The following is an 18,354-nucleotide window of genomic DNA, read 5'->3' as shown; positions in this document are numbered from 1 at the left end:
CAGCTCCCGAATATCGGTCTTTGGAGTTTCTTCTGCGCGGATGGGATCAGCGGTAGATGTCGGTGTAGAGCTCCGAGACATCGGGCTCCGGATCGTGCTGGGCGAAATCGGCGGACGCGTTAACGATCTCGCGCACCTCGGCGTCGACAGCCTTGAGGTCCTGCTCGCTGACGCCGGCCTTCAGCAGGCGGTTGCGCACCTGCTCGATCGGGTCCTGATCGTGCCGCACCTTCTCGACCTCCTCGCGCGTGCGATACTTCGCCGGGTCGGACATCGAGTGGCCGCGATAGCGATAGGTCTGCATCTCCAGGATGAACGGGCCCTTGCCGGCGCGGCACCAGGCCACCGCCTCGTCGGCGGCGGCCTTGACGGCGCGGACATCCATGCCGTCGACCTGTTTGCCGGGAATGTTGAAGGAGGCGCCGCGCTTGGAGAAATCCTGCTGGGCGGAGGCGCGCGACACCGAGGTGCCCATGGCGTAACGGTTGTTCTCGATGACGTAGATCACCGGGAGCTTCCACAGCTCCGCCATGTTGAAGCTTTCGTAGACCTGGCCCTGGTTAGCGGCGCCGTCGCCGAAATAGGCCACGCTGACGAAATCATTGCCGCGATAGCGGTTGGCGAAGGCAAGCCCGGTGCCGAGCGAGACCTGGGCGCCGACGATGCCATGGCCGCCGTAGAAATTCTTCTCCATGCTGAACATGTGCATGGAGCCGCCCTTGCCCTTGGAATAGCCGCCGCGGCGTCCGGTGAGCTCGGCCATCACGCCGTTGGCTTCCATGCCGCAGGCCAGCATGTGGCCGTGATCACGGTACCCGGTTATGACCTGGTCGCCCTGCTTCAGCGCCATCTGCATGCCGACCACGACCGCTTCCTGGCCGATATAGAGATGGCAGAAGCCGCCGATCGCACCCATGCCGTAGAGCTGGCCGGCCTTTTCCTCGAAACGCCGGATCAGCAGCATCTCGCGCAGCGCCTTGAGTTCCTGCTCTTTCGTGAATTCCGGAGGAGAACCCGCCGAAGAACTTGCAGTGTCCTGTCCAGCTTCCTTCGCGACGCTTTTCTTGGGTGCAGCAGCCATGGCAATTCCGGATGAGAGAAGTCGATGAGCCCTCTCTAACCCAACTCAAATCGCCTTGGAAGGATCGCGTTCGTTTCACGGAATAATGCTTTGCCGCACTGCAACCCGATTCAAAATGTTGCGTTGAAATGCACCTCTCCGGAATTTCATTGCGCAAACGGCGCGACGAGAACCGTCGCGCCGTCGTGAGTGTCTGCTCGCCGCTAATTTTAAAGCATCATGAATATTGGTTGAATCGATCTGACCGCGGGCTCGGTTCACCTCTCCCCATCGGGGAGAGGTCGATTTGCGCAGCAAATCGGGTGAGGGGCCGCAGCTCCAACGAGAGACCGTAACCCCTCACCCGGCGCTACGCGCCGACCTCTCCCAAGGGAGAGGTGGATTTCCGATGCGGCGTCAACTCAACCTCATCGCGCTTTAGAAGAAGCCGAGCTTCTTCGGGCTGTAGCTGACCAGGAGATTCTTGGTCTGCTGATAATGGTCGAGCATCATCTTGTGGGTCTCGCGGCCGATACCCGACTGCTTGTATCCGCCAAACGCCGCATGCGCCGGATAGGCATGGTAGCAGTTGGTCCAGACGCGGCCGGCCTGGATCGCCCGGCCGAACCGGTAGCAGCGGTTGGCGTCGCGGCTCCAGACGCCGGCGCCGAGGCCGTAGAGCGTGTCATTGGCGATCGCGAGCGCCTCGTCGTCGGTCTTGAAGGTGGTGACGGAGACCACGGGGCCAAAGATCTCCTCCTGGAAGATCCGCATCTTGTTGTTGCCCTGGAACACGGTAGGCTGGACATAGAAGCCGCCGGAGAGATCGCCGCCGAGATCGGCGCGCGCACCGCCAGCCAGCACCTTCGCGCCCTCCTTCTTGCCGATGTCGATATAGGACAGGATCTTCTCCAGCTGCTCGCCGGAAGCTTGAGCACCGATCATGGTGGCGGCGTTGCGCGGGTCGCCCTGGGTGATCGCGGCGACGCGCTTCAGAGCCTTCTCCATGAAGCGGTCATAGATCGATTCCTGCACCAGCGCCCGGCTCGGACAGGTGCAGACCTCGCCCTGGTTGAGCGCGAACATGACGAAGCCCTCGATCGCCTTGTCGAGGAAGTCGTCGTCCTCGGCCGCGACGTCCTTGAAGAAGATGTTCGGCGACTTGCCGCCGAGCTCGAGCGTCACCGGGATCAGGTTCTGGCTGGCATATTGCATGATCAGCCGGCCGGTCGAGGTCTCGCCGGTGAAGGCGATTTTTGCGATCCGCGGGCTCGACGCCAGCGGCTTGCCGGCTTCGAGGCCAAAACCGTTGACGATGTTGAGGACGCCCGCCGGCAGCAAATCGCCGATCAGCTCCATTAGCACCATGATCGAGGCCGGGGTCTGCTCGGCCGGCTTCAGCACCACGCAGTTGCCCGCGGCCAGTGCCGGCGCCAGCTTCCAGCAGGCCATCAGCAGCGGGAAGTTCCAGGGAATGATCTGGCCGACCACGCCGAGCGGCTCATGGAAATGATAGGCCACGGTGTCGTTGTCGATCTCGGCGAGGCTGCCCTCCTGCCCGCGCACGGCGCCCGCGAAATAGCGGAAATGGTCGATCGCCAGCGGCAGGTCGGCGGCGCGGGTCTCGCGGATCGGCTTGCCATTGTCCCAGGTCTCGGCAATCGCAAGACGCTCGAGATTCTCTTCCATGCGGTCGGCGATGCGGTTGAGGATCAGTGCGCGCTCGACGACGCTGGTGCGGCCCCAGGCGTCCTTGGCGGCATGGGCTGCATCGAGCGCGGCTTCGATGTCATGCGCATCCGACCGCGCGATCTGGCAGACCACCTTGCCGGTCACCGGCGATGAATTCTCGAAATACTGACCGGCGCGCGGCGCCACCCATTTGCCGCCGATGAAATTGTCGTAGCGTTCCTTGAAGGGATTGGTCGTGGTCGTGAGGAATTCCGGCTTGTTCATGATTCACTCCCGCTGTTGGATTCTGATTGCCCATCGTCGCGACGTCATGTCCGCGCCGATGGCGGGAAGATGTCTGCGGGCATGAAAGATGTCAGCGGGGTGACAGGCGATGGTCACGGCCACCTGTCGCAGAACTGCGACACCTGGCCGGGACAACCGGTATACTTTTTGGACGAGTCGGTATTTCAATCGCTGAAGACGATTTCCGCAACCTCATGCGCTCGGAATGCGCGGAGATATGCGTCACAGGCTTTGGAACTCCTCACGAGAGAGGCGCCAAAATGAAGTTAGAAAAGTACCGGAGCGTACTGGAAGCTCTACGGGCAATTCGGACTGCCATCGCAACCCCGCCTTACGAAGCACAGTTTCTGAAGCCTTGTTGTCAGTCATCGCCCGGGCAGTGACTGCCTTGGCCTCCGTGGCGCTGAAGATGTGAGCGATAATCGCCATGCAAGCTTCGCTTGCATATCCTCGTCGCCAATGGACTGGAGACACCATGTAAGCCAACTCCGCCTCCAGGTCCTCGGTCTGGTATCCGACCATTCCGATCAATTTGTTTCGGTCACGGAGGACTATAGCCAGATTACGTCTGTCGCGGCTCGCCACGTTCTGGACATGCAGGATGAAGCCTTTAGCTCCATCATCCGGATAAGGATGTGGGATCGATGCTGTGGTGAGAGCAACACGCGGGTCCGCCACGATCGATTCGATTGCGTCGGCATCCTCAATGCGAGGCGTTCGCAATCGCAAACGCTCAGTCAATAACTCTAGCGGCTCCACCACGATTTTCTCCACCGCAGGATTTCGTCTCTTTCAAAATGCCACGTGGTCGTAACGTCGCCTACGGGTCAAAGCGACGTCGGCCTGTCTTTCGCGGTTGTTTACCGCGCTTGGCGGTACCAGCCTTCAACCTAAGTTGCCGGTCTTCCGCTTGCTTTCTTGATCCTGTGGAGAATGAAGTTTGTCGCGTCTTGGTGAGACATGCCCTGCTCTCCAAGAAGCCACGCGGCAGGGCTCTCCTTCTCGTAAAATATCGCGCTCAAGAGGTCCCCGCCGGTCATGGCGCGGCCCAGGTTCTGTGCATGGTGCTCCGCGCGCTGCACGACGCGCTGGAAGCCAGCCGTTGGCCGGCAGGTACGGCCATCCACGGTGGCCAGTTTTTTCAGGTCATTGTCGATATAATAGACCAGATCCGCTTTCAGCGCGGCGATGTCGACTTCGCAAGCCTTCATCACTTCCGAGGCGTCCGCGTCGTCGCTCAAGGCAAGTACAAGATGCTCCAGCGTCGCGTACTCGTGTTTTCGCTGCTGGGCATTGGTAAGTGCCCGATGCAGTGTTCGCTCGAGTGCGGCGGAAAATTTGGTGAACTGACCGAACTCCAGTGCTGGAACTTCTTCGGTGGCCGGCTCCCTCTTCTGAGAAGCTTTCTCGTGGGAAGCAGGCTCCTCTCGGCGGATCGCGGCCGCGAGGGTATTCCAATCGGTCACGCCGAATATCTCAGCGACCAGTTCGAGGCTCTGACTGATTGTAACCTTAAGTCCCTTGGCGGCCAGGGCGGCGCGCAGCGTGCGCGCCATGACTTTGGCATCGCGAAAGTCGCGCATATTGTCATCCTTTGCTTGAACGCTACGGGAATGCCAGGGCTTGCGTTGCTGACCCGTCGTTCGGGCAAAGGGTTGCGAAGGCTGCTGATACGTTCACCGTACCTCAAAGGGTGCAAGCGGCAGGTCGTATCTACCCAGAAGGAATGTGGCCTACTGACGTATCGCTGTCAATCGTCGGTTGCATGCACTGCCAATGTCCGGAACGGGTCAATCGCGTCATGAATTCACACAGTGGAGCAAAGCATGCGCACCGCAGATTTTCAGCGTCGTGGACGCTAAAGCGCGATGAGATTAGGTTGAATCGTCATCGCGCTTTAGCTCTTTGTTTGAGCATGATCTTTTCGGAAAACCGCTTCACACTTTTCCGGATCATGCTTTAGCGCTCCCTGCGGACTATGCGGGCGGCAAATCGAGGCCGTCGGGTAGCCTGATCCAAAGAACGATTTGCTCGTCTGGGGAGTGACGGGACAGATGGCCCTTTCCGTGCGTGTCCTCCACCAGCACGAACTCGCCCGCAGAGACGTGCCGCACCTCGCCGTCGCTGGTCTCGTATTCGACCGACCCGGTCAGTCTGACAGACAAATTCCGCGCCGGAACGGTATGCCAACCAACCTGCCGCATACCGGCAGGGATTTGAGTGAACTCCAGGCTTGACGCGAGATAACGATTGGACACCTGAAACGGCTTGGCACCAGGAGCGACGGTCAGCTTTGCCGTCATGGGGATTTCCACTTCATCAAAGTGAGATTCACCGTCCGGGGTCGCATATATCCGAAGACATTTCATCGGCTGTTACCTTTAGCTCGCAGGCGGGAGCAAGATCACCCTACGGCGCGGAGGCGGGTTGGCCATCCGACACGGACCAACGTTTGATCCGGATCAGAGATCGCAAATTCGTACATTCCCCACGGCTTGTCTTCGGGTGATTGCTGAAATTCACGCGCCGCAGCGTCGACATCCTCGAGGTAAAGATAAAGCCCGAAAGGGTTCCTGCCCGGTGTCAGCCATCCCTCGACCGCATCCGTCAGATGCAGATATCCGCCGTTCGCGTTCGACAGCATGCGATAGGCGTCGGGTTCTCCCGGAGCAGGCCTTTGGCTGTCCGCGCGCGCGAAGCCCAGTCGATTGTAGAACCGCTCCGACGCATCAAGGTCGTTACACGGCAGGATCGCGATCAAGGATCCGGAAGGGCTCATTCATGCACTCCGACGTCATGCAACAATTCTCGGCCACCCGTCTCAAGGTCCGAAATTTGTCACCTTTAAGGTTGGAGTTCGAAATTGGGACAACCAGATGACCGCTCCGGGTCATAAGCCGGTGATGACGGCTCTCAGCAGCGGACGCCAGCCTGCATGTCCTAATGCGCCTTGAGGCCGAAGCGGTTCAGCTTGCGGTGGAGCGTGGCGCGGCTGACGCCGAGTGCTTTCGCCGCCGCGGAGACGTTGCCCTGCGCGCGCGCCAGCGCACGCTGCACGGTGGCGCGTTCGGCATCGCCGAGATGCTCTGTGCGGGGCTCGCTGCCGCACAGCAGATCCGCCGCCGGCACCGGCCGCAGCGGACGATCGGGCGCCATCCCCAGCGCCAGCCGCGCGGCGCGCGTGGCGCCGATCACGAGGTCGTCGCCGTCGATCGCGAGCAGACCGCTGCCATGCACCTCGGTCGACGGCGTCAGCACGATCCGCGCTTTCGCAAAAGTGTCGCGGAACAACTCAGCCTCGATCCGCCGCGACGCCTCGCCGGCGGCGAGCAGGATCAGGCTGGCGAAGGCATCGGTGCGGTCGGCGCGACAGGAGGAGACATCGAGCACGCCGGCGAGCTGCGCATGCGCGTCGTAGATCGGCACGGCGGTGCAGCTGAGAGCCGTATTGCGCGTGAAGAAATGCTGGTCGCGGTCGATCGTCAGCGGGCGCTGCTCGACGAGACAGGTGCCGATGCCGTTGGTGCCCTCACGCTGCTCGCTCCAGACCGCGCCGGTCCACAATCCCCAGTCCTCGAAAGTGTGATCGTCGGCAGGACAGCCGCGCCGCTCCAGCGGGATGCCATCGCGATCGGCCAACAGCACGCAGCAGCCGGCGGCGCCGACGGCCTGGTAGAGACGGTCCATGCTCGGTTGCGCCGCGCGCAGCAGCGGGGCGATACGCTCGCGCGCCTCGCGAAGCTCGCCGTCAGACAGCCGCATCGGCGGCCGCGCGCCGGCGGGATCGAGATGATGCAGCTTGGACGAGCGTCGCCACGAGGCGACGAGCGCGGATTTGGCGGCCTGTCCGGATTCGATCGCGGCCTCGACGCGGTCCGCATGGCGAACGAGCTCAAGCCCTCTCATGGCGGCGACACTCCCTCCCTTTGTGCCCGATGTTAGGGCAGATGCACCAAGCCTTACTTGATCTCCATCAAACAGGCAGGCGCTACCAAAGGACCGTCGCCACGGACCTCGGGACAGATTACGAGGATCGGGAGTTGCGGGCAATCAGTTCGGCTTGTTGATCCGAACCAGATCCCGCGGGTTGGCATAATCGAGCTGGAACCGGGCGCGCTCGTCCAGCATGTCGGGATCGACCCGGCTGGTGCGCAGCAGCGAGACGCGCTGCTCGCCCTCGGCCCGCTCCTTCTTCAATCGCGCCAGCTCCGAGGTCAGCGCGATGATCTCCTGGTCGAGCTCCTGCCGCGCGTTCAAACCGTATTTGCCGGTGTAGGCGTTGACGCCGAAATAGCTGACGATCAGTGCCGCCATCGTATAGAGGGCGAGCCCGGTCAGAATCGATTTGAGGCGGGTGCGGGAGACCATGGCCGCGAGCATGCGGCCATGGGGTTAACGGAATGCTAAAAACCGCTTAGCGGCCCTGCTTCTCGACGAACGCCGCGAAGGCGTCGATGTATTGCTGCAACACGGACTTGAGCGAGTCCTTGGTCAGTTCGCCCTGCTCGTTGAAGGCATCGCCCACGGCGTTCAGATAGGTCTCGGGCTGGCCGAGGATCGGACCGGTGATGCCCGGCAGGATGTTCTGCAGGTTCTTGGCCGCGCTGACACCGCCCTGCGGGCCCGGCGAGTTCGAGATGATGCCGGTCGGCTTGCCAAGGAACGAGCTCTTGCCATAGGGCCGCGAGCCGACGTCGATGGCGTTCTTCAGTACACCCGGGATGCCGCGATTGTATTCGGGGGTGACGAACAGCACGCCGCTCGACTTCTGCAGCTTCTCGCGGAAGGCCAGCCAGTCCGCCGGCGGCGCCGCCTCGAGGTCCTGGTTGAAGAACGAAATGCCGTGCAGCGTGGTGACGTCGAGCTTCAGCGAGCTGGGTGCAAGCTTGGCGATCGCGTTGGCGATCTTGAGCGAGAAGCTCTCCTTGCGGAGGCTGCCGACGATGGTGACGATGGTATGGGCCATGGATTGTCCTTGCTGGCTGAACGGGCGCGGGCTGACATAAGCCATTGGGCCGGAATCATGCAAGTGCATGAAATGAGCAATTCCGGAAACTCAGCGTTTCCCGGAATTGCTCTTGGGCCACCCGATGCAGCAGCGCCTGCCCCTACCCGGCCTTGTTCGGATTGATCAGGAATTTCTCGCCGGTCGAGCGCTTGGCGTAGGCCGAGATGTTGTCGAGCGACAAGGCCTCCTGCAGCGACACCACCTTGGTGTAGTGGCTGGCGAAAGTGGTCTTGAGCTCGGCGACCACGCGCTGGCGCAGCTTGGCGCCGTCGACCGGGCCGATCTTCATCAGGAACGGGAAGAGCAGCCAGCCGCCGACGCCCCAAGCCATGCCGAAGCCGCGCGGCAGTTCGATCGGCCGCACGTCGAGCGCGCCATAGACATAGACCTGCTTGTGCACGCTGGAGCCGTAGCGGCTGTAGGCCTTGGCGGTCTTGTTGATCGCGATTTCCATGGCGGTCAGGATCTGGCCGGCGAGCTTGCCGCCGCCGATGGCGTCGAAGGCAATGGTGGCACCGGTCTCGACCAATGCATTGGTGAGATCGTCGAAGAAGCTCGGCGCGGTGGAATCGACCACATGTTTGGCGCCGATCTTGTGCAGGATCTCGGCCTGCTCCTTGCTGCGCACGATGTTGACGAGACCGATGCCGTCCTTGAGGCAGATCTTGTTCAGCATCTGGCCGAGATTGGAGGCGGCCGCGGTGTGGACCAGCGCCTTGTGGCCTTCCCTCCGCATCGTCTCGGTCATGCCGAGCGCGGTCAGCGGGTTGACGAAGCAGGAGGCGCCCTCGGCCGGCGTGGTGCCGTCGGGCAGCGGCAGGCATTCATTCACTCGCAGCGTGCGGTATTGGGCATACATGGCGCCGCCGATCATCGCCACCGTCTTGCCCATTAGCGCCTTTGCCGCATCGGACGAGCCGGTCTTGATCACGACGCCCGCGCCCTCATTGCCGACAGGCATGGACTCGTCGAGCCGCGCGGCCATTCCGCCCATCGCAGCCTCGGGCACTTTTGCGGTGATGACCGGGAGCTCCTTTGAACCCGAGGCCTTCGCGGTCGACAAATCAGCCGGACCGGTCAGCAGACCGAGGTCGGACGGATTGATCGGCGTCGCCTCGACGCGGACCACGACCTCGTCAGGCCCGGGCTCGGGGGTCGGGACGTTCACCAGCGAGATTTCCAGCTCGCCGCTCTTCTTGATCAACGATCGCAGCTGCAGGCCGCTCTTGCCGTCGCTCATTCCCAACCTCCCTCAACGCTTGATTGCATCATTTCAAGGCTCTTGGCGCCGGGCCGTCGGACGGGCTATCAGGACTCTTGCGCCAAAACCCTTGCCGATATGGGCCTGCGCGGTGATGATGTCCAGCGACGCCTTATTTCAAGAAAATCGTTTCAAAAAGACTGCCTGAAGTAGGCATTTTTCCTCACGCCGTGATTGTATATGACGTCTCGCGCATTGCGCCTGCCTGCCCGCACGCTCCTCGTGCTCTGCATCGTCACCCTCGGTGCCCTCACCGTCTTGCGCGGCGTGTTCGCCGCCGGCATCGATCTGCGGGTCGACGAGGCCTATTACTGGTCGTGGTCGCGCGAGCATGTGATCTCCTATCTCGACCACCCGCCCGTGATCGCCTGGTGCATCCGCGCCACCACCGCGCTGTTCGGCGACGACAATTTCGGCGTCCGCTTCACCGGCCTGGCCGCGATGCTGATCATGCAGCTGGTGCAGGCCGACATCGTCCGCCGCCTGGTGGGCGATCTCAGATACGTCGTGCTCGTCATGCTGCTGCCGGAGGCCTCGCTCGACTACGGGCTCGGCATGGCCAAGATCACGCCTGATGTCGCCGTGATCCCCTGCGAGATGGCGATGGTGTGGTCGCTGGTGCGATTGTGGCAGTCGGACGATTTGCGCTGGTGGCTGCCGGCCGGACTGTTCGGCGGCTTCGCCCTGATGTCGAAATACACCGCGATCCTGCTGCTGCCGGCGGTGCTCGCCTTCGCCTTCGTCCCGGCGTGGCGCGGGCGGCAGTTGGCGAGCCCTTGGCTCTGGGCTGCGGCGTGTCTCGTGCTGATCGTGATCTCGCCGCTATTGTACTGGAATGCGCTGCATGACTGGGCGTCGTTCCGCTTCCAGCTCGATCGCCCGCCGCAGGTCTCCGGCTGGTCGCCGCGCTTCCTCGCCGACTTCCTCGGCCAGCAATTCCTGATGGTCGGCATCCTGCTGCTGCCGATCGCCCTGATCGGCACTGTCATGCTGGCCGTCCGCGGCTATCGCGCGCGCGATCCGGTGCCGATCCTGCTGTCGACGTCGCTGTTGTTTCCGCTCGGCTTCTTCCTCGAGCACGGCACCGACACCCGCGTCGGCGACAGCTGGCTGCTGTTTGCCTGGCCGTTCGGCATCCTCTGCGCCGTGATCAATCTGAAGCAATGGCGCAAGCAATCCGCCGCGCTGCTGCCGCGGATCGGGCCCGCCGTGATGGTCGCAGCCGTCGCCTCGGGCGTTGCCGCCGTGGTGACGGTCCAGCTGTATTATCTCGTCGGCACGCAAAACTATCTGACCAACGATGATCCGATCGGCAAGGAGGCCGGCTTCGCCGCCGTGGTCCGCGAGGCCGAGGTCAAGCGTCGTGCGATCGGCGCGAACTGGTTCGCCACGACCGATTACCGGATGTCGGCCATGCTGCGCTGGCACCTGAGGGATCAGGTGCCCGTCGTCCAGATCAACGAGCGTGCGCGCTATATCGGATTCAATGACATGAAACTCGACGGCCCCATTGGCCTCTATGTGGCGCCCAAGGAAAAGCCCCACCGCGAGCTGTGGGACAGGACCAGTGCGGTCCTCAAGCCGGTCGGGGAAGCCGACCTGAGCTGGCGCGGCTTCCGCTACGACGTCTACAGCCTGCAGGAGCTGACCGGCTGGAAGCCCGGGCTCTCGCCGCCACCCGGCGACGCGTTTTACGTCGCCAGGCCCAACTGAGTCTTATTTTTTGAGCATGATCTCTTCGGAAACCGCTTCACACTTTTCCGGATCATGCTCTACGCCAGCGCCTTCAGCGCGGCCTTGCCGGCATAGATTGCCTGCGGGCCGAGCTGCTGCTCGATGCGCAGCAGCTGGTTGTACTTGGCGGTGCGGTCGGAGCGCGCCAGCGAGCCGGTCTTGATCTGTCCGCAATTGGTGGCAACCGCGAGATCGGCGATGGTGGAATCCTCGGTCTCGCCGGAACGGTGCGACATGACCGAGGTGTAGCCGGCCTTGTGCGCCATCTCGACCGAGGCGAGCGTCTCGGTCAGCGTGCCGATCTGGTTGACCTTGATCAGGATCGAGTTGGCGCGGCCGGCCTTGATGCCGTCGGCGAGGCGCTTCACGTTGGTGACGAAGAGATCGTCGCCAACAAGCTGGCACTTCTTGCCAATCAGGTCGGTGATCTCCTTCCAGCCGTCCATGTCGTCCTCGGACATGCCGTCCTCGATGGTGACGATCGGATAGCGCGCGACGAGATCGGCGAGATACTTCGCCTGCTCGGAGATCGAGCGGGTCTTGCCCTCGCCTTCATAGACGTACTTGCCGTCCTTGAAGAACTCGGTCGAGGCGCAGTCCAGCCCGATCATGACGTCGTGGCCGGCCTTGTAGCCTGCCTTGTTGATGGCGTTCATGACGAAGTCCAGCGCCGCATCGGCCGACGGCAGGTTCGGCGCAAAGCCGCCCTCGTCGCCGACGTTCGTATTGTGGCCTGCCTTCTTCAGCTCGCTCTTCAGCGTGTGGAACACCTCCGCGCCACAACGCAACGCGTTGGCAAAGCTGTCGGCGCCGACGGGCAGGATCATGAATTCCTGGAAATCGATCGGATTGTCGGCATGCACGCCGCCATTGATGATGTTCATCATCGGCACCGGCAGCGTCCGAGCCGAGGTGCCGCCGACGTAGCGATAGAGCGGCATGTCGAAGGATTCAGCGGCCGCCTTGGCGCAGGCCAGCGAGACGCCGAGGATGGCGTTGGCGCCGAGCCGGCTCTTGTTCGGGGTGCCGTCGAGACCGATCATGATCTGGTCGATCTGGACCTGGTCCTCGACCGCATGGTCGCTCAGCGCGTCGAAGATCTCGCCGTTGACGGCGGCGACCGCCTTCTGCACGCCCTTGCCGAGATAGCGCGACTTGTCGCCGTCGCGCAGTTCCACAGCCTCATGGGCGCCGGTCGAGGCGCCCGACGGCACCGCGGCGCGGCCGATCGAACCGTCTTCCAGCACGACGTCCACTTCGACGGTCGGGTTGCCGCGGCTATCAAGGATTTCACGGCCGATGATGTCGATGATGGCGGTCATGGCTTAAGCTCTTTCTGGCGGATGGGGTGGCTGGATGCGGTGCGTCATACACGGCGGGCAAGCAAATGTGAACGGCCCACCGGAGCCGCCGGTCTGGCGAGGCAATGTGGTAGGTTTATGCTGCTTCAGGTCGGATCTTCGCGTGCTCGCCCATCGTTTCACAAAGCTGGGGTAACGCCATGAATCGCCGCCAGTTTCTCGCCTCCACCGCTGCCGCAATTGTGGTCACGCCGGCTCTCGCGCAAAGCGCCTCGTTCCGCGTCAGATATTTTGACCTCCCCACGGGCACCGGTCCGCATGACGTCACGCCCGCCCCCGATGGCAGCGTGTGGTTCACCGGCCAGCGCAATGGCACGCTCGGCCGCCTCGACCCGCGCGACGGCGCGGTGAAGCCGGTTGGCCTCGGCAAGGGTGCTGCGCCCCATGGCGTCACCATCGGGCCCGACGGCGCGCCCTGGGTGACCGAGGGCGGCCAAAACGCCATCGCCCGCGTCGACCCCGGCGATCACAAGGTGACGCTGTTCCCACTGCCCGAGAAGGCCGCCAACGCCAACCTCAACACCGGCGTGTTCGACCAGTCAGGCATCTACTGGTTCACCGGCCTGTCCGGCTTCTATGGACGGCTCGATCCGAAGTCCGGCGAGTTGAAGGTGTTCGAGGCGCCGCGCGGCGTCGGCCCCTACGGCATTACGGTCACGCCGAAGGGCGATGTCTGGTACGCCTCGCTCGCCGGCAATCACATTGCGCGGATTGACCGCGAGACCGGCAAGGCCATCATCGTCGAACCGCCGACACAGAGCCAAGGCGCGCGGCGCGTCTGGTCGGACTCGAAGGGCCGGATCTGGGTCAGCGAATGGAACAGCGGCAACGTCTCGATGCATGATCCCGCCGCCGGATCCTGGAAGGCCTGGAAGCTGCCGGGCAAAAGCCCCCATACCTACGCGGTCTATGTCGACGACAAGGACATGGTCTGGCTCACCGACTTCTCCGCCAATGCGATCGTGCGCTTCGATCCCGGCAGCGAAAAATTCGACGTCTTTCCGAGCGACCGCACCGGCGCCAATGTGCGCCAGCTCGACGGCCGGCCCGGCGAGGTTTGGGGCTGCGAGTCCGGACTGGACCGCCTGGTGCTGATCCAGACCGCGGCGCCGGCGTGAGCCTCACGGGTTGACGAACGGCCCGCTTGCGTCCATGTCGGCCGCTTCTGATGAGGAAGAGGCTCATGGCGAAGAAATCCCTGCAACTCGGCCGCGCCGTCGAATGGCCCGACAGCCCCGACAAGGCGGTGCTCGATCGCGTCCCCAATCCGCAGGCCGGCACCGACTATCTGGTGCGCTTCGCGATCCCCGAATTCACCTCGATCTGCCCGGTGACGGGACAGCCGGATTTCGCCCATCTCGTGATCGACTATGTGCCGAACCGCTTCCTGCTGGAGTCGAAGTCGCTGAAACTCTACGCCGCGAGCTTCCGCAACCACGGCGCCTTCCACGAGGATTGCACCGTGATGATCGGCAAGCGCATCGCAAACGAGATCAACCCGAAATTCTTACGCATCGGCGGCTACTGGTATCCGCGCGGCGGCATCCCGATCGACGTGTTCTTCCAGACGGGACGACTGCCGAAGGGCGTCTGGGTCCCCGATCAGGGCGTCGCGCCGTATCGCGGGCGAGGCTAAATTACGGCTTCACGTCAGGCCGCGCGGCCGCATCCGCCGGTGCACGCTGCTTGAGGAATTTGGCGCAAACAAAGCCGAGCGCGATGATCACCATCGCCGCTGCAATCAGCGTCCCGGTCTTGCCGGCATGCGCGAGCCCAAAGCCGTAGGCAATCGGGCCGACGGTCTGGCCCATGAAGAAGAAGAACGAGTGCAGCGACAGCGCGGTGGCGCGCGCTTCAACCGAGAGCTCGCTGGCGAACACCTGCAGGCAGCCGTGGATCATGTAGAAGCCCCAGCCCATCAGCAGCAGGCTCGCCATCTGCAGCTTCCAGCCGAGACCGAAGGCGGCGACGCCGAGCTGCATGCCGACCAGGGTGGCGCCGGCGATCATCATGCCCCGCACCCCCAGCCATGGCAGGAAGCGCGAGACGGTCAGCGTATAGAACAGGCCGCCGACCGCAAAGCCCGCGATCACGATGCCGGCGATCGAGAGCGAGGTCTCGCCGAGCTCGAACAGGAACGAGGCGATGAACGGAAACAGCCCGAGCACGCAGCAGCCTTCGATGAAGACCGCCGAGTAGCAGATCCGCGCGTTCGGGTTGGTGAAGATGGTGCGGTAGCCGGACGCGAGCGCCGACAGCGTCGTCTTCGGCGGACGCGACAGCGCCGCGCCGCGGAAGCCGGCGGCAACCGCGATCGCCGCGATGATCACGAGCACGCCGAGGAACGCGAGCACGCCGCGCCAGCCGAGCAAGTCGCCGATCAGCCCCGACAGCGAGGCGCCGAGCAAATTGCCGGTCATCGAGCCCGCGAGCGTCCGTCCGATCGCAAGCTGCCGCTTCTCGGGACCGACCAGATCGCTGGTCAGCGACAGGGCCACCGGAAACACGCCGCCCGAGCCGATGCCGGCGAGGATCCGTGTCACGAACAGCATGGGGAACGAGGTCGCGAGTGCGCCGAGGATGCTGGCGAGGCCGAGCAGCGCCAGGCAAATGATCATCAGCCGCGCCTTGCCGAACAAATCGGCGGCCGCGCCAAGCGCGGGCTGGATGATCGCAAAGGTGAAGGCGAACACCGCGGCAAAGCTCGCGGCGGTCGCGATGCTGATGCCGAAATCCTCGGCGACATGCGGCAGCACCGGATCGAGCGCGCGCGCCGATAGGCTCGCGGCAAACGTCGCCAGCGTGATGATGTTAAGGGCTGGCGGCATGCCGCTCGTTGCGGTCACGGCAGCATGCGCTCCATCAGACCTTTTGCTTGGCGATCGCGTCGAACTGCATCAGCCGCGCAACCAGGGCTTCGAATTCGCGCAGCGGCACCATGTTCGGACCGTCGGATGGTGCATGATCCGGATCGGGATGGGTCTCGATAAAGACACCGGCGACGCCGACCGCGACGGCCGCGCGTGCCAGCACCGGCACGAACTCGCGTTCGCCGCCTGACGATGCGCCCTTCCCGCCCGGCTGCTGCACCGAATGGGTGGCATCGAAAATGACAGGCGCGCCGGTGGTGCGCGCCAGGATCGGCAGCGCGCGCATGTCGGAGATCAGCGTGTTGTAGCCGAACGATGCGCCGCGCTCGGTGACGAGCACATTGGGATTGCCGGCGCCGGTGATCTTGTTGACCACATTGGCCATGTCCCACGGCGCCAGGAATTGGCCCTTCTTGACCTTGACGACCTTCCCCGTCGCCGCCGCCGCGAGCAAGAGATCGGTCTGCCGGCACAGGAAGGCCGGGATCTGCAGCACATCCACGGCTTGCGCAACCTCGGCGCACTGGCCCGCCTCGTGCACATCGGTCAGCACAGGCAATCCGAGCGAGGAACGGATTTCGGCAAAGATCGGCAGCGCCTGCTTGAGCCCGATGCCTCGCGCAGCCGACGCGCTGGTGCGGTTCGCCTTGTCGAACGAGGTCTTGTAGACGAGGCCGACCTTGAGACGGCCAGCGATCTCCTTCAGCGCGCAGGCCACCTCCAGCGCATGCGCACGGCTTTCCAGCTGACAGGGACCGGCGACGATCGAGATCGGCAGGTCGTTGCCGAACCTGACCGGGCCAACGCTCACCACAGGTGCAGCAGAGGTTTTCGTGTTCACTGGGTATCCCTCAATTCGCGCGGACCATGCCGGCCCGCGCGGTCAGGATCAACCCTGTTGAGCCCCCAAATATCAGGGTTGCGTGGTTACTTGACCGACGAGAACGCCGTCGGCACAAGTAGCTGGCTGACGATATTGTCGATGATCTGGCCGTCCTCCTCGCTCTTCGCGCGGCCGGCGATCCAGTCGGGATCGCTCTGGAATGCGGTCCACTTCTTTTCGCGTTCGGCGAGCGATTCCCACGCGACGAAATAGGTCAGTTCCTGATTGGAGGTGCCGATCAGCGTCGTGTAGAAGCCAGCCTGCTTGATGCCGTGCTTGTCCCAAAGTTTCAGCGTCAGTGTATCGAAGCGCTTCATCAGCGCCGGCAAGCGGCCGGGCAGACAGCGATAGACGCGCATCTCGTAGATCATTGGGCGGTTCTCCCGAATTGTTATGACGGGAGGTTTATACCCGGGAGCCCGTTGGCTGTCTTGATCGGGTCACGCACGGCGCATGGCCCCGTGCGCATGACTACACCAGCCGGCTCTGCTTCGCCGCCGCCTCGATGAACGAGGCAAAGAGCGGATGCGGTTCAAAGGGCCGCGACTTCAGCTCGGGGTGGAATTGCACGCCGATGAACCAGGGATGGTCCTCGTATTCGACGATCTCAGGCAGCACGCCGTCCGGCGACAGGCCGGAGAAGCGCAGGCCGTGCTGCTCGAGGCGGTCCTTGTAGGCGGTGTTGACCTCGTAACGGTGGCGGTGGCGCTCGGAAATCTCGAGGGCGCCGCCATAGACCTGGGAGACGCGGCTGCCGCGCGTCAGCGCCGCCGGGTAAGCACCGAGCCGCATCGTGCCGCCGAGATCGCCGGTCTTTGAGCGCTTCTCCAGCTCGTTGCCGCGCAGCCATTCCGTCATCAGGCCGACCAGGGGCTCCTTGGTCGGGCCGAACTCGGTGGAATTCGCGTCCTCGATGCCGACGAGGTTACGCGCCGCCTCGATCACGGCCATCTGCATGCCGAAGCAGATGCCGAAATACGGCACGTCGCGCTCACGCGCGAACTGCGCCGCCTTGATCTTGCCCTCGGCGCCGCGCTGGCCGAAACCGCCGGGCACCAGGATGCCGTTGACGTGCTCGAGGAACGGCGCCGGGTCCTCGTTCTCGAACACCTCGCTCTCGATCCAGTCGAGATTGACCTTCACCTTGTTGGCGATGCCGCCGTGGGACAGCGCCTCGATCAGCGATTTGTAGGCATCCTTCATGCCGGTGTATTTGCCGACGATGGCAATGGTCACCGCGCCTTCCGGATTGCGGACGCGCTCGTTGATCACGTTCCAGCTCTGCAGCGCCGGCGGAATCTTCGCCGTGATGCCGAACGCGGCCAGCACCTCGTCGTCGAGGCCGGCGGCGTGATAGGCCTCAGGCACTGCATAGATGTTGTCGACGTCGCGCGCCTCGATCACGGCGCTTTCGCGCACGTTGCAGAACAGGCCGAGCTTGCGCCGCTCCTCCTTCGGGATCTCGCGATCGGTGCGGCACAACAGGATGTCCGGCTGGATGCCGATCGAGCGCAGCTCCTTCACGGAGTGCTGGGTCGGCTTTGTCTTGAGCTCGCCGGCGCTTGGAATGTACGGCAAAAGCGTCAGGTGAATGTAGACGGCATGATCGCGCGGCAGCTCGTTCTTGAGCTGGCGGATCGCCTCGAAGAACGGCAAGCCTTCGATATCGCCGACGGTGCCGCCGATCTCGACCAGCACGAAGTCGTAGTCCTCGTTGCCGGAGAGCACGAATTCCTTGATCGCGTTGGTGACGTGCGGGACCACCTGGATGGTCGCGCCGAGATAATCGCCGCGGCGCTCCTTCGAGATGATGTCCTGGTAGATCCGCCCGGTCGTGATGTTGTCCTGCTTGGTCGCGGGACGTCCGGTGAAGCGCTCATAGTGACCGAGATCGAGATCGGTCTCCGCGCCGTCATCAGTCACGAACACTTCGCCGTGCTGATACGGCGACATCGTTCCGGGATCGAGGTTGAGATAGGGGTCGAGCTTTCGGAGACGGACCTTGTACCCGCGAGCCTGCAGCAGCGCACCGAGTGCTGCTGATGCCAGACCCTTTCCGAGCGAAGAAACCACGCCGCCGGTGATGAATATGTACCGCGCCATGGGACTTAACCTTTAATCCGACTCAGGCGATTCGCAAAACGAATCGCCTGTTCCCGGCAAACAATTCACCGGGCTGTGGGTGACGTTAAAATGAAAG

The 18,354-nt window shown here is 63.3% G+C and carries 18 protein-coding genes; 3 read left to right on the top strand and 15 right to left on the bottom strand.

Annotated elements, in window-relative coordinates; genetic code table 11:
• Positions 1–46: 46 nt before the first annotated feature.
• The 10 genes from pdhA to JQ604_RS32215 form a co-directional block, all read right to left on the bottom strand.
• Positions 47–1,081 carry a pyruvate dehydrogenase (acetyl-transferring) E1 component subunit alpha gene (gene pdhA, locus JQ604_RS32260; protein WP_212364744.1) on the bottom strand — a complete coding sequence of 345 codons (1,035 nt, stop codon included), beginning with the start codon at positions 1,079–1,081 and terminating at the stop codon, positions 47–49.
• 417 nt (positions 1,082–1,498) lie between these two features.
• Positions 1,499–3,016 carry an aldehyde dehydrogenase gene (gene adh, locus JQ604_RS32255; RefSeq protein WP_212364743.1) on the bottom strand — a complete coding sequence of 506 codons (1,518 nt, stop codon included), beginning with the start codon at positions 3,014–3,016 and terminating at the stop codon, positions 1,499–1,501.
• Between the two features lie 243 nt (positions 3,017–3,259).
• Positions 3,260–3,811, bottom strand: a complete 552-nt coding sequence (locus tag JQ604_RS32250) for a GNAT family N-acetyltransferase (protein WP_212364742.1) — start codon at positions 3,809–3,811, stop codon at positions 3,260–3,262.
• Between the two features lie 116 nt (positions 3,812–3,927).
• The gene (locus JQ604_RS32245) at positions 3,928–4,620 is read right to left on the bottom strand and encodes a glyoxalase superfamily protein (protein ID WP_212364741.1); all 693 of its coding nucleotides are present in this window, start codon (positions 4,618–4,620) and stop codon (positions 3,928–3,930) included.
• A gap of 393 nt (positions 4,621–5,013) precedes the next feature.
• Positions 5,014–5,406: a hypothetical protein gene (locus JQ604_RS32240; protein ID WP_212364740.1), complete on the bottom strand. Its 393-nt coding sequence runs from the start codon at positions 5,404–5,406 to the stop codon at positions 5,014–5,016.
• 35 nt (positions 5,407–5,441) lie between these two features.
• Positions 5,442–5,816 carry a VOC family protein gene (locus JQ604_RS32235; RefSeq protein WP_212364739.1) on the bottom strand — a complete coding sequence of 125 codons (375 nt, stop codon included), beginning with the start codon at positions 5,814–5,816 and terminating at the stop codon, positions 5,442–5,444.
• A 161-nt stretch (positions 5,817–5,977) separates the two neighbouring features.
• Complete coding sequence (locus tag JQ604_RS32230; RefSeq protein ID WP_212364738.1) at positions 5,978–6,943, bottom strand: GAF domain-containing protein; 966 nt, start codon at positions 6,941–6,943, stop codon at positions 5,978–5,980.
• Between the two features lie 144 nt (positions 6,944–7,087).
• A complete protein-coding gene (locus JQ604_RS32225; RefSeq protein ID WP_212364766.1) occupies positions 7,088–7,405 on the bottom strand; it encodes an FtsB family cell division protein in 318 nt (105 codons plus the stop codon).
• 46 nt (positions 7,406–7,451) lie between these two features.
• The gene (locus JQ604_RS32220; protein WP_212364737.1) at positions 7,452–8,003 is read right to left on the bottom strand and encodes an NADPH-dependent FMN reductase; all 552 of its coding nucleotides are present in this window, start codon (positions 8,001–8,003) and stop codon (positions 7,452–7,454) included.
• 142 nt (positions 8,004–8,145) lie between these two features.
• On the bottom strand, positions 8,146–9,285 hold the full coding sequence (locus tag JQ604_RS32215; protein ID WP_212364736.1) for a zinc-binding dehydrogenase: 1,140 nt from the start codon (positions 9,283–9,285) through the stop codon (positions 8,146–8,148).
• Positions 9,286–9,486: 201 nt separating this feature from the next.
• Between JQ604_RS32215 and JQ604_RS32210 the strand changes: the two genes are divergently transcribed.
• The gene (locus JQ604_RS32210; RefSeq protein ID WP_212364735.1) at positions 9,487–11,019 is read left to right on the top strand and encodes a glycosyltransferase family 39 protein; all 1,533 of its coding nucleotides are present in this window, start codon (positions 9,487–9,489) and stop codon (positions 11,017–11,019) included.
• A gap of 59 nt (positions 11,020–11,078) precedes the next feature.
• Here the strand turns inward: JQ604_RS32210 and eno are convergent, their stop codons facing one another.
• Positions 11,079–12,362, bottom strand: coding sequence for a phosphopyruvate hydratase (eno, locus tag JQ604_RS32205; RefSeq protein WP_212364734.1), 1,284 nt, complete (start codon positions 12,360–12,362; stop codon positions 11,079–11,081).
• A 179-nt stretch (positions 12,363–12,541) separates the two neighbouring features.
• On the opposite strand from eno, the gene JQ604_RS32200 reads away from it, so the two are divergent.
• Positions 12,542–13,519 (top strand): Vgb family protein, encoded by a 978-nt coding sequence (locus JQ604_RS32200; protein ID WP_212364733.1) that lies wholly within the window; start codon positions 12,542–12,544, stop codon positions 13,517–13,519.
• A 65-nt stretch (positions 13,520–13,584) separates the two neighbouring features.
• Positions 13,585–14,037, top strand: coding sequence for a preQ(1) synthase (queF, locus tag JQ604_RS32195; RefSeq protein ID WP_249158968.1), 453 nt, complete (start codon positions 13,585–13,587; stop codon positions 14,035–14,037).
• Position 14,038: 1 nt separating this feature from the next.
• Here the strand turns inward: queF and JQ604_RS32190 are convergent, their stop codons facing one another.
• From JQ604_RS32190 to JQ604_RS32175, 4 genes are all read right to left on the bottom strand, one after another.
• Positions 14,039–15,229, bottom strand: a complete 1,191-nt coding sequence (locus JQ604_RS32190; RefSeq protein ID WP_212364765.1) for an MFS transporter — start codon at positions 15,227–15,229, stop codon at positions 14,039–14,041.
• A 34-nt stretch (positions 15,230–15,263) separates the two neighbouring features.
• A complete protein-coding gene (gene kdsA / locus JQ604_RS32185; RefSeq protein ID WP_212364731.1) occupies positions 15,264–16,112 on the bottom strand; it encodes a 3-deoxy-8-phosphooctulonate synthase in 849 nt (282 codons plus the stop codon).
• Between the two features lie 86 nt (positions 16,113–16,198).
• Positions 16,199–16,525 carry an NIPSNAP family protein gene (locus tag JQ604_RS32180; protein ID WP_212364730.1) on the bottom strand — a complete coding sequence of 109 codons (327 nt, stop codon included), beginning with the start codon at positions 16,523–16,525 and terminating at the stop codon, positions 16,199–16,201.
• Between the two features lie 100 nt (positions 16,526–16,625).
• Entirely contained in the window at positions 16,626–18,257 is a 1,632-nt protein-coding gene (locus tag JQ604_RS32175; protein WP_212364729.1) for a CTP synthase, read from the bottom strand.
• Positions 18,258–18,354: the final 97 nt, after the last annotated feature.

It is taken from the genome of Bradyrhizobium jicamae (genome assembly GCF_018130695.1).
GTDB lineage: Bacteria > Pseudomonadota > Alphaproteobacteria > Rhizobiales > Xanthobacteraceae > Bradyrhizobium > Bradyrhizobium jicamae_B.
Note: the sequence above shows the minus strand (reverse complement) of the source record. Positions and strands in the feature narration are given on the sequence as shown.

Excerpts from the sequence above, each read along its gene's own strand:
- pdhA (WP_212364744.1), bottom strand. The coding sequence starts at position 1,081 with ATGGCTGCTGCACCCAAGAAAAGCGTCGCGAAGGAAGCTGGACAGGAC.
- adh (WP_212364743.1), bottom strand. The coding sequence starts at position 3,016 with ATGAACAAGCCGGAATTCCTCACGACCACGACCAATCCCTTCAAGGAA.
- JQ604_RS32245 (WP_212364741.1), bottom strand. The coding sequence starts at position 4,620 with ATGCGCGACTTTCGCGATGCCAAAGTCATGGCGCGCACGCTGCGCGCC.
- JQ604_RS32240 (WP_212364740.1), bottom strand. The coding sequence starts at position 5,406 with ATGAAATGTCTTCGGATATATGCGACCCCGGACGGTGAATCTCACTTT.
- JQ604_RS32235 (WP_212364739.1), bottom strand. The coding sequence starts at position 5,816 with ATGAGCCCTTCCGGATCCTTGATCGCGATCCTGCCGTGTAACGACCTT.
- JQ604_RS32230 (WP_212364738.1), bottom strand. The coding sequence starts at position 6,943 with ATGAGAGGGCTTGAGCTCGTTCGCCATGCGGACCGCGTCGAGGCCGCG.
- JQ604_RS32225 (WP_212364766.1), bottom strand. The coding sequence starts at position 7,405 with ATGGTCTCCCGCACCCGCCTCAAATCGATTCTGACCGGGCTCGCCCTC.
- JQ604_RS32220 (WP_212364737.1), bottom strand. The coding sequence starts at position 8,003 with ATGGCCCATACCATCGTCACCATCGTCGGCAGCCTCCGCAAGGAGAGC.
- JQ604_RS32215 (WP_212364736.1), bottom strand. The coding sequence starts at position 9,285 with ATGAGCGACGGCAAGAGCGGCCTGCAGCTGCGATCGTTGATCAAGAAG.
- JQ604_RS32210 (WP_212364735.1), top strand. The coding sequence starts at position 9,487 with ATGACGTCTCGCGCATTGCGCCTGCCTGCCCGCACGCTCCTCGTGCTC.
- eno (WP_212364734.1), bottom strand. The coding sequence starts at position 12,362 with ATGACCGCCATCATCGACATCATCGGCCGTGAAATCCTTGATAGCCGC.
- JQ604_RS32200 (WP_212364733.1), top strand. The coding sequence starts at position 12,542 with ATGAATCGCCGCCAGTTTCTCGCCTCCACCGCTGCCGCAATTGTGGTC.
- queF (WP_249158968.1), top strand. The coding sequence starts at position 13,585 with ATGGCGAAGAAATCCCTGCAACTCGGCCGCGCCGTCGAATGGCCCGAC.
- JQ604_RS32190 (WP_212364765.1), bottom strand. The coding sequence starts at position 15,229 with ATGCCGCCAGCCCTTAACATCATCACGCTGGCGACGTTTGCCGCGAGC.
- JQ604_RS32180 (WP_212364730.1), bottom strand. The coding sequence starts at position 16,525 with ATGATCTACGAGATGCGCGTCTATCGCTGTCTGCCCGGCCGCTTGCCG.
- JQ604_RS32175 (WP_212364729.1), bottom strand. The coding sequence starts at position 18,257 with ATGGCGCGGTACATATTCATCACCGGCGGCGTGGTTTCTTCGCTCGGA.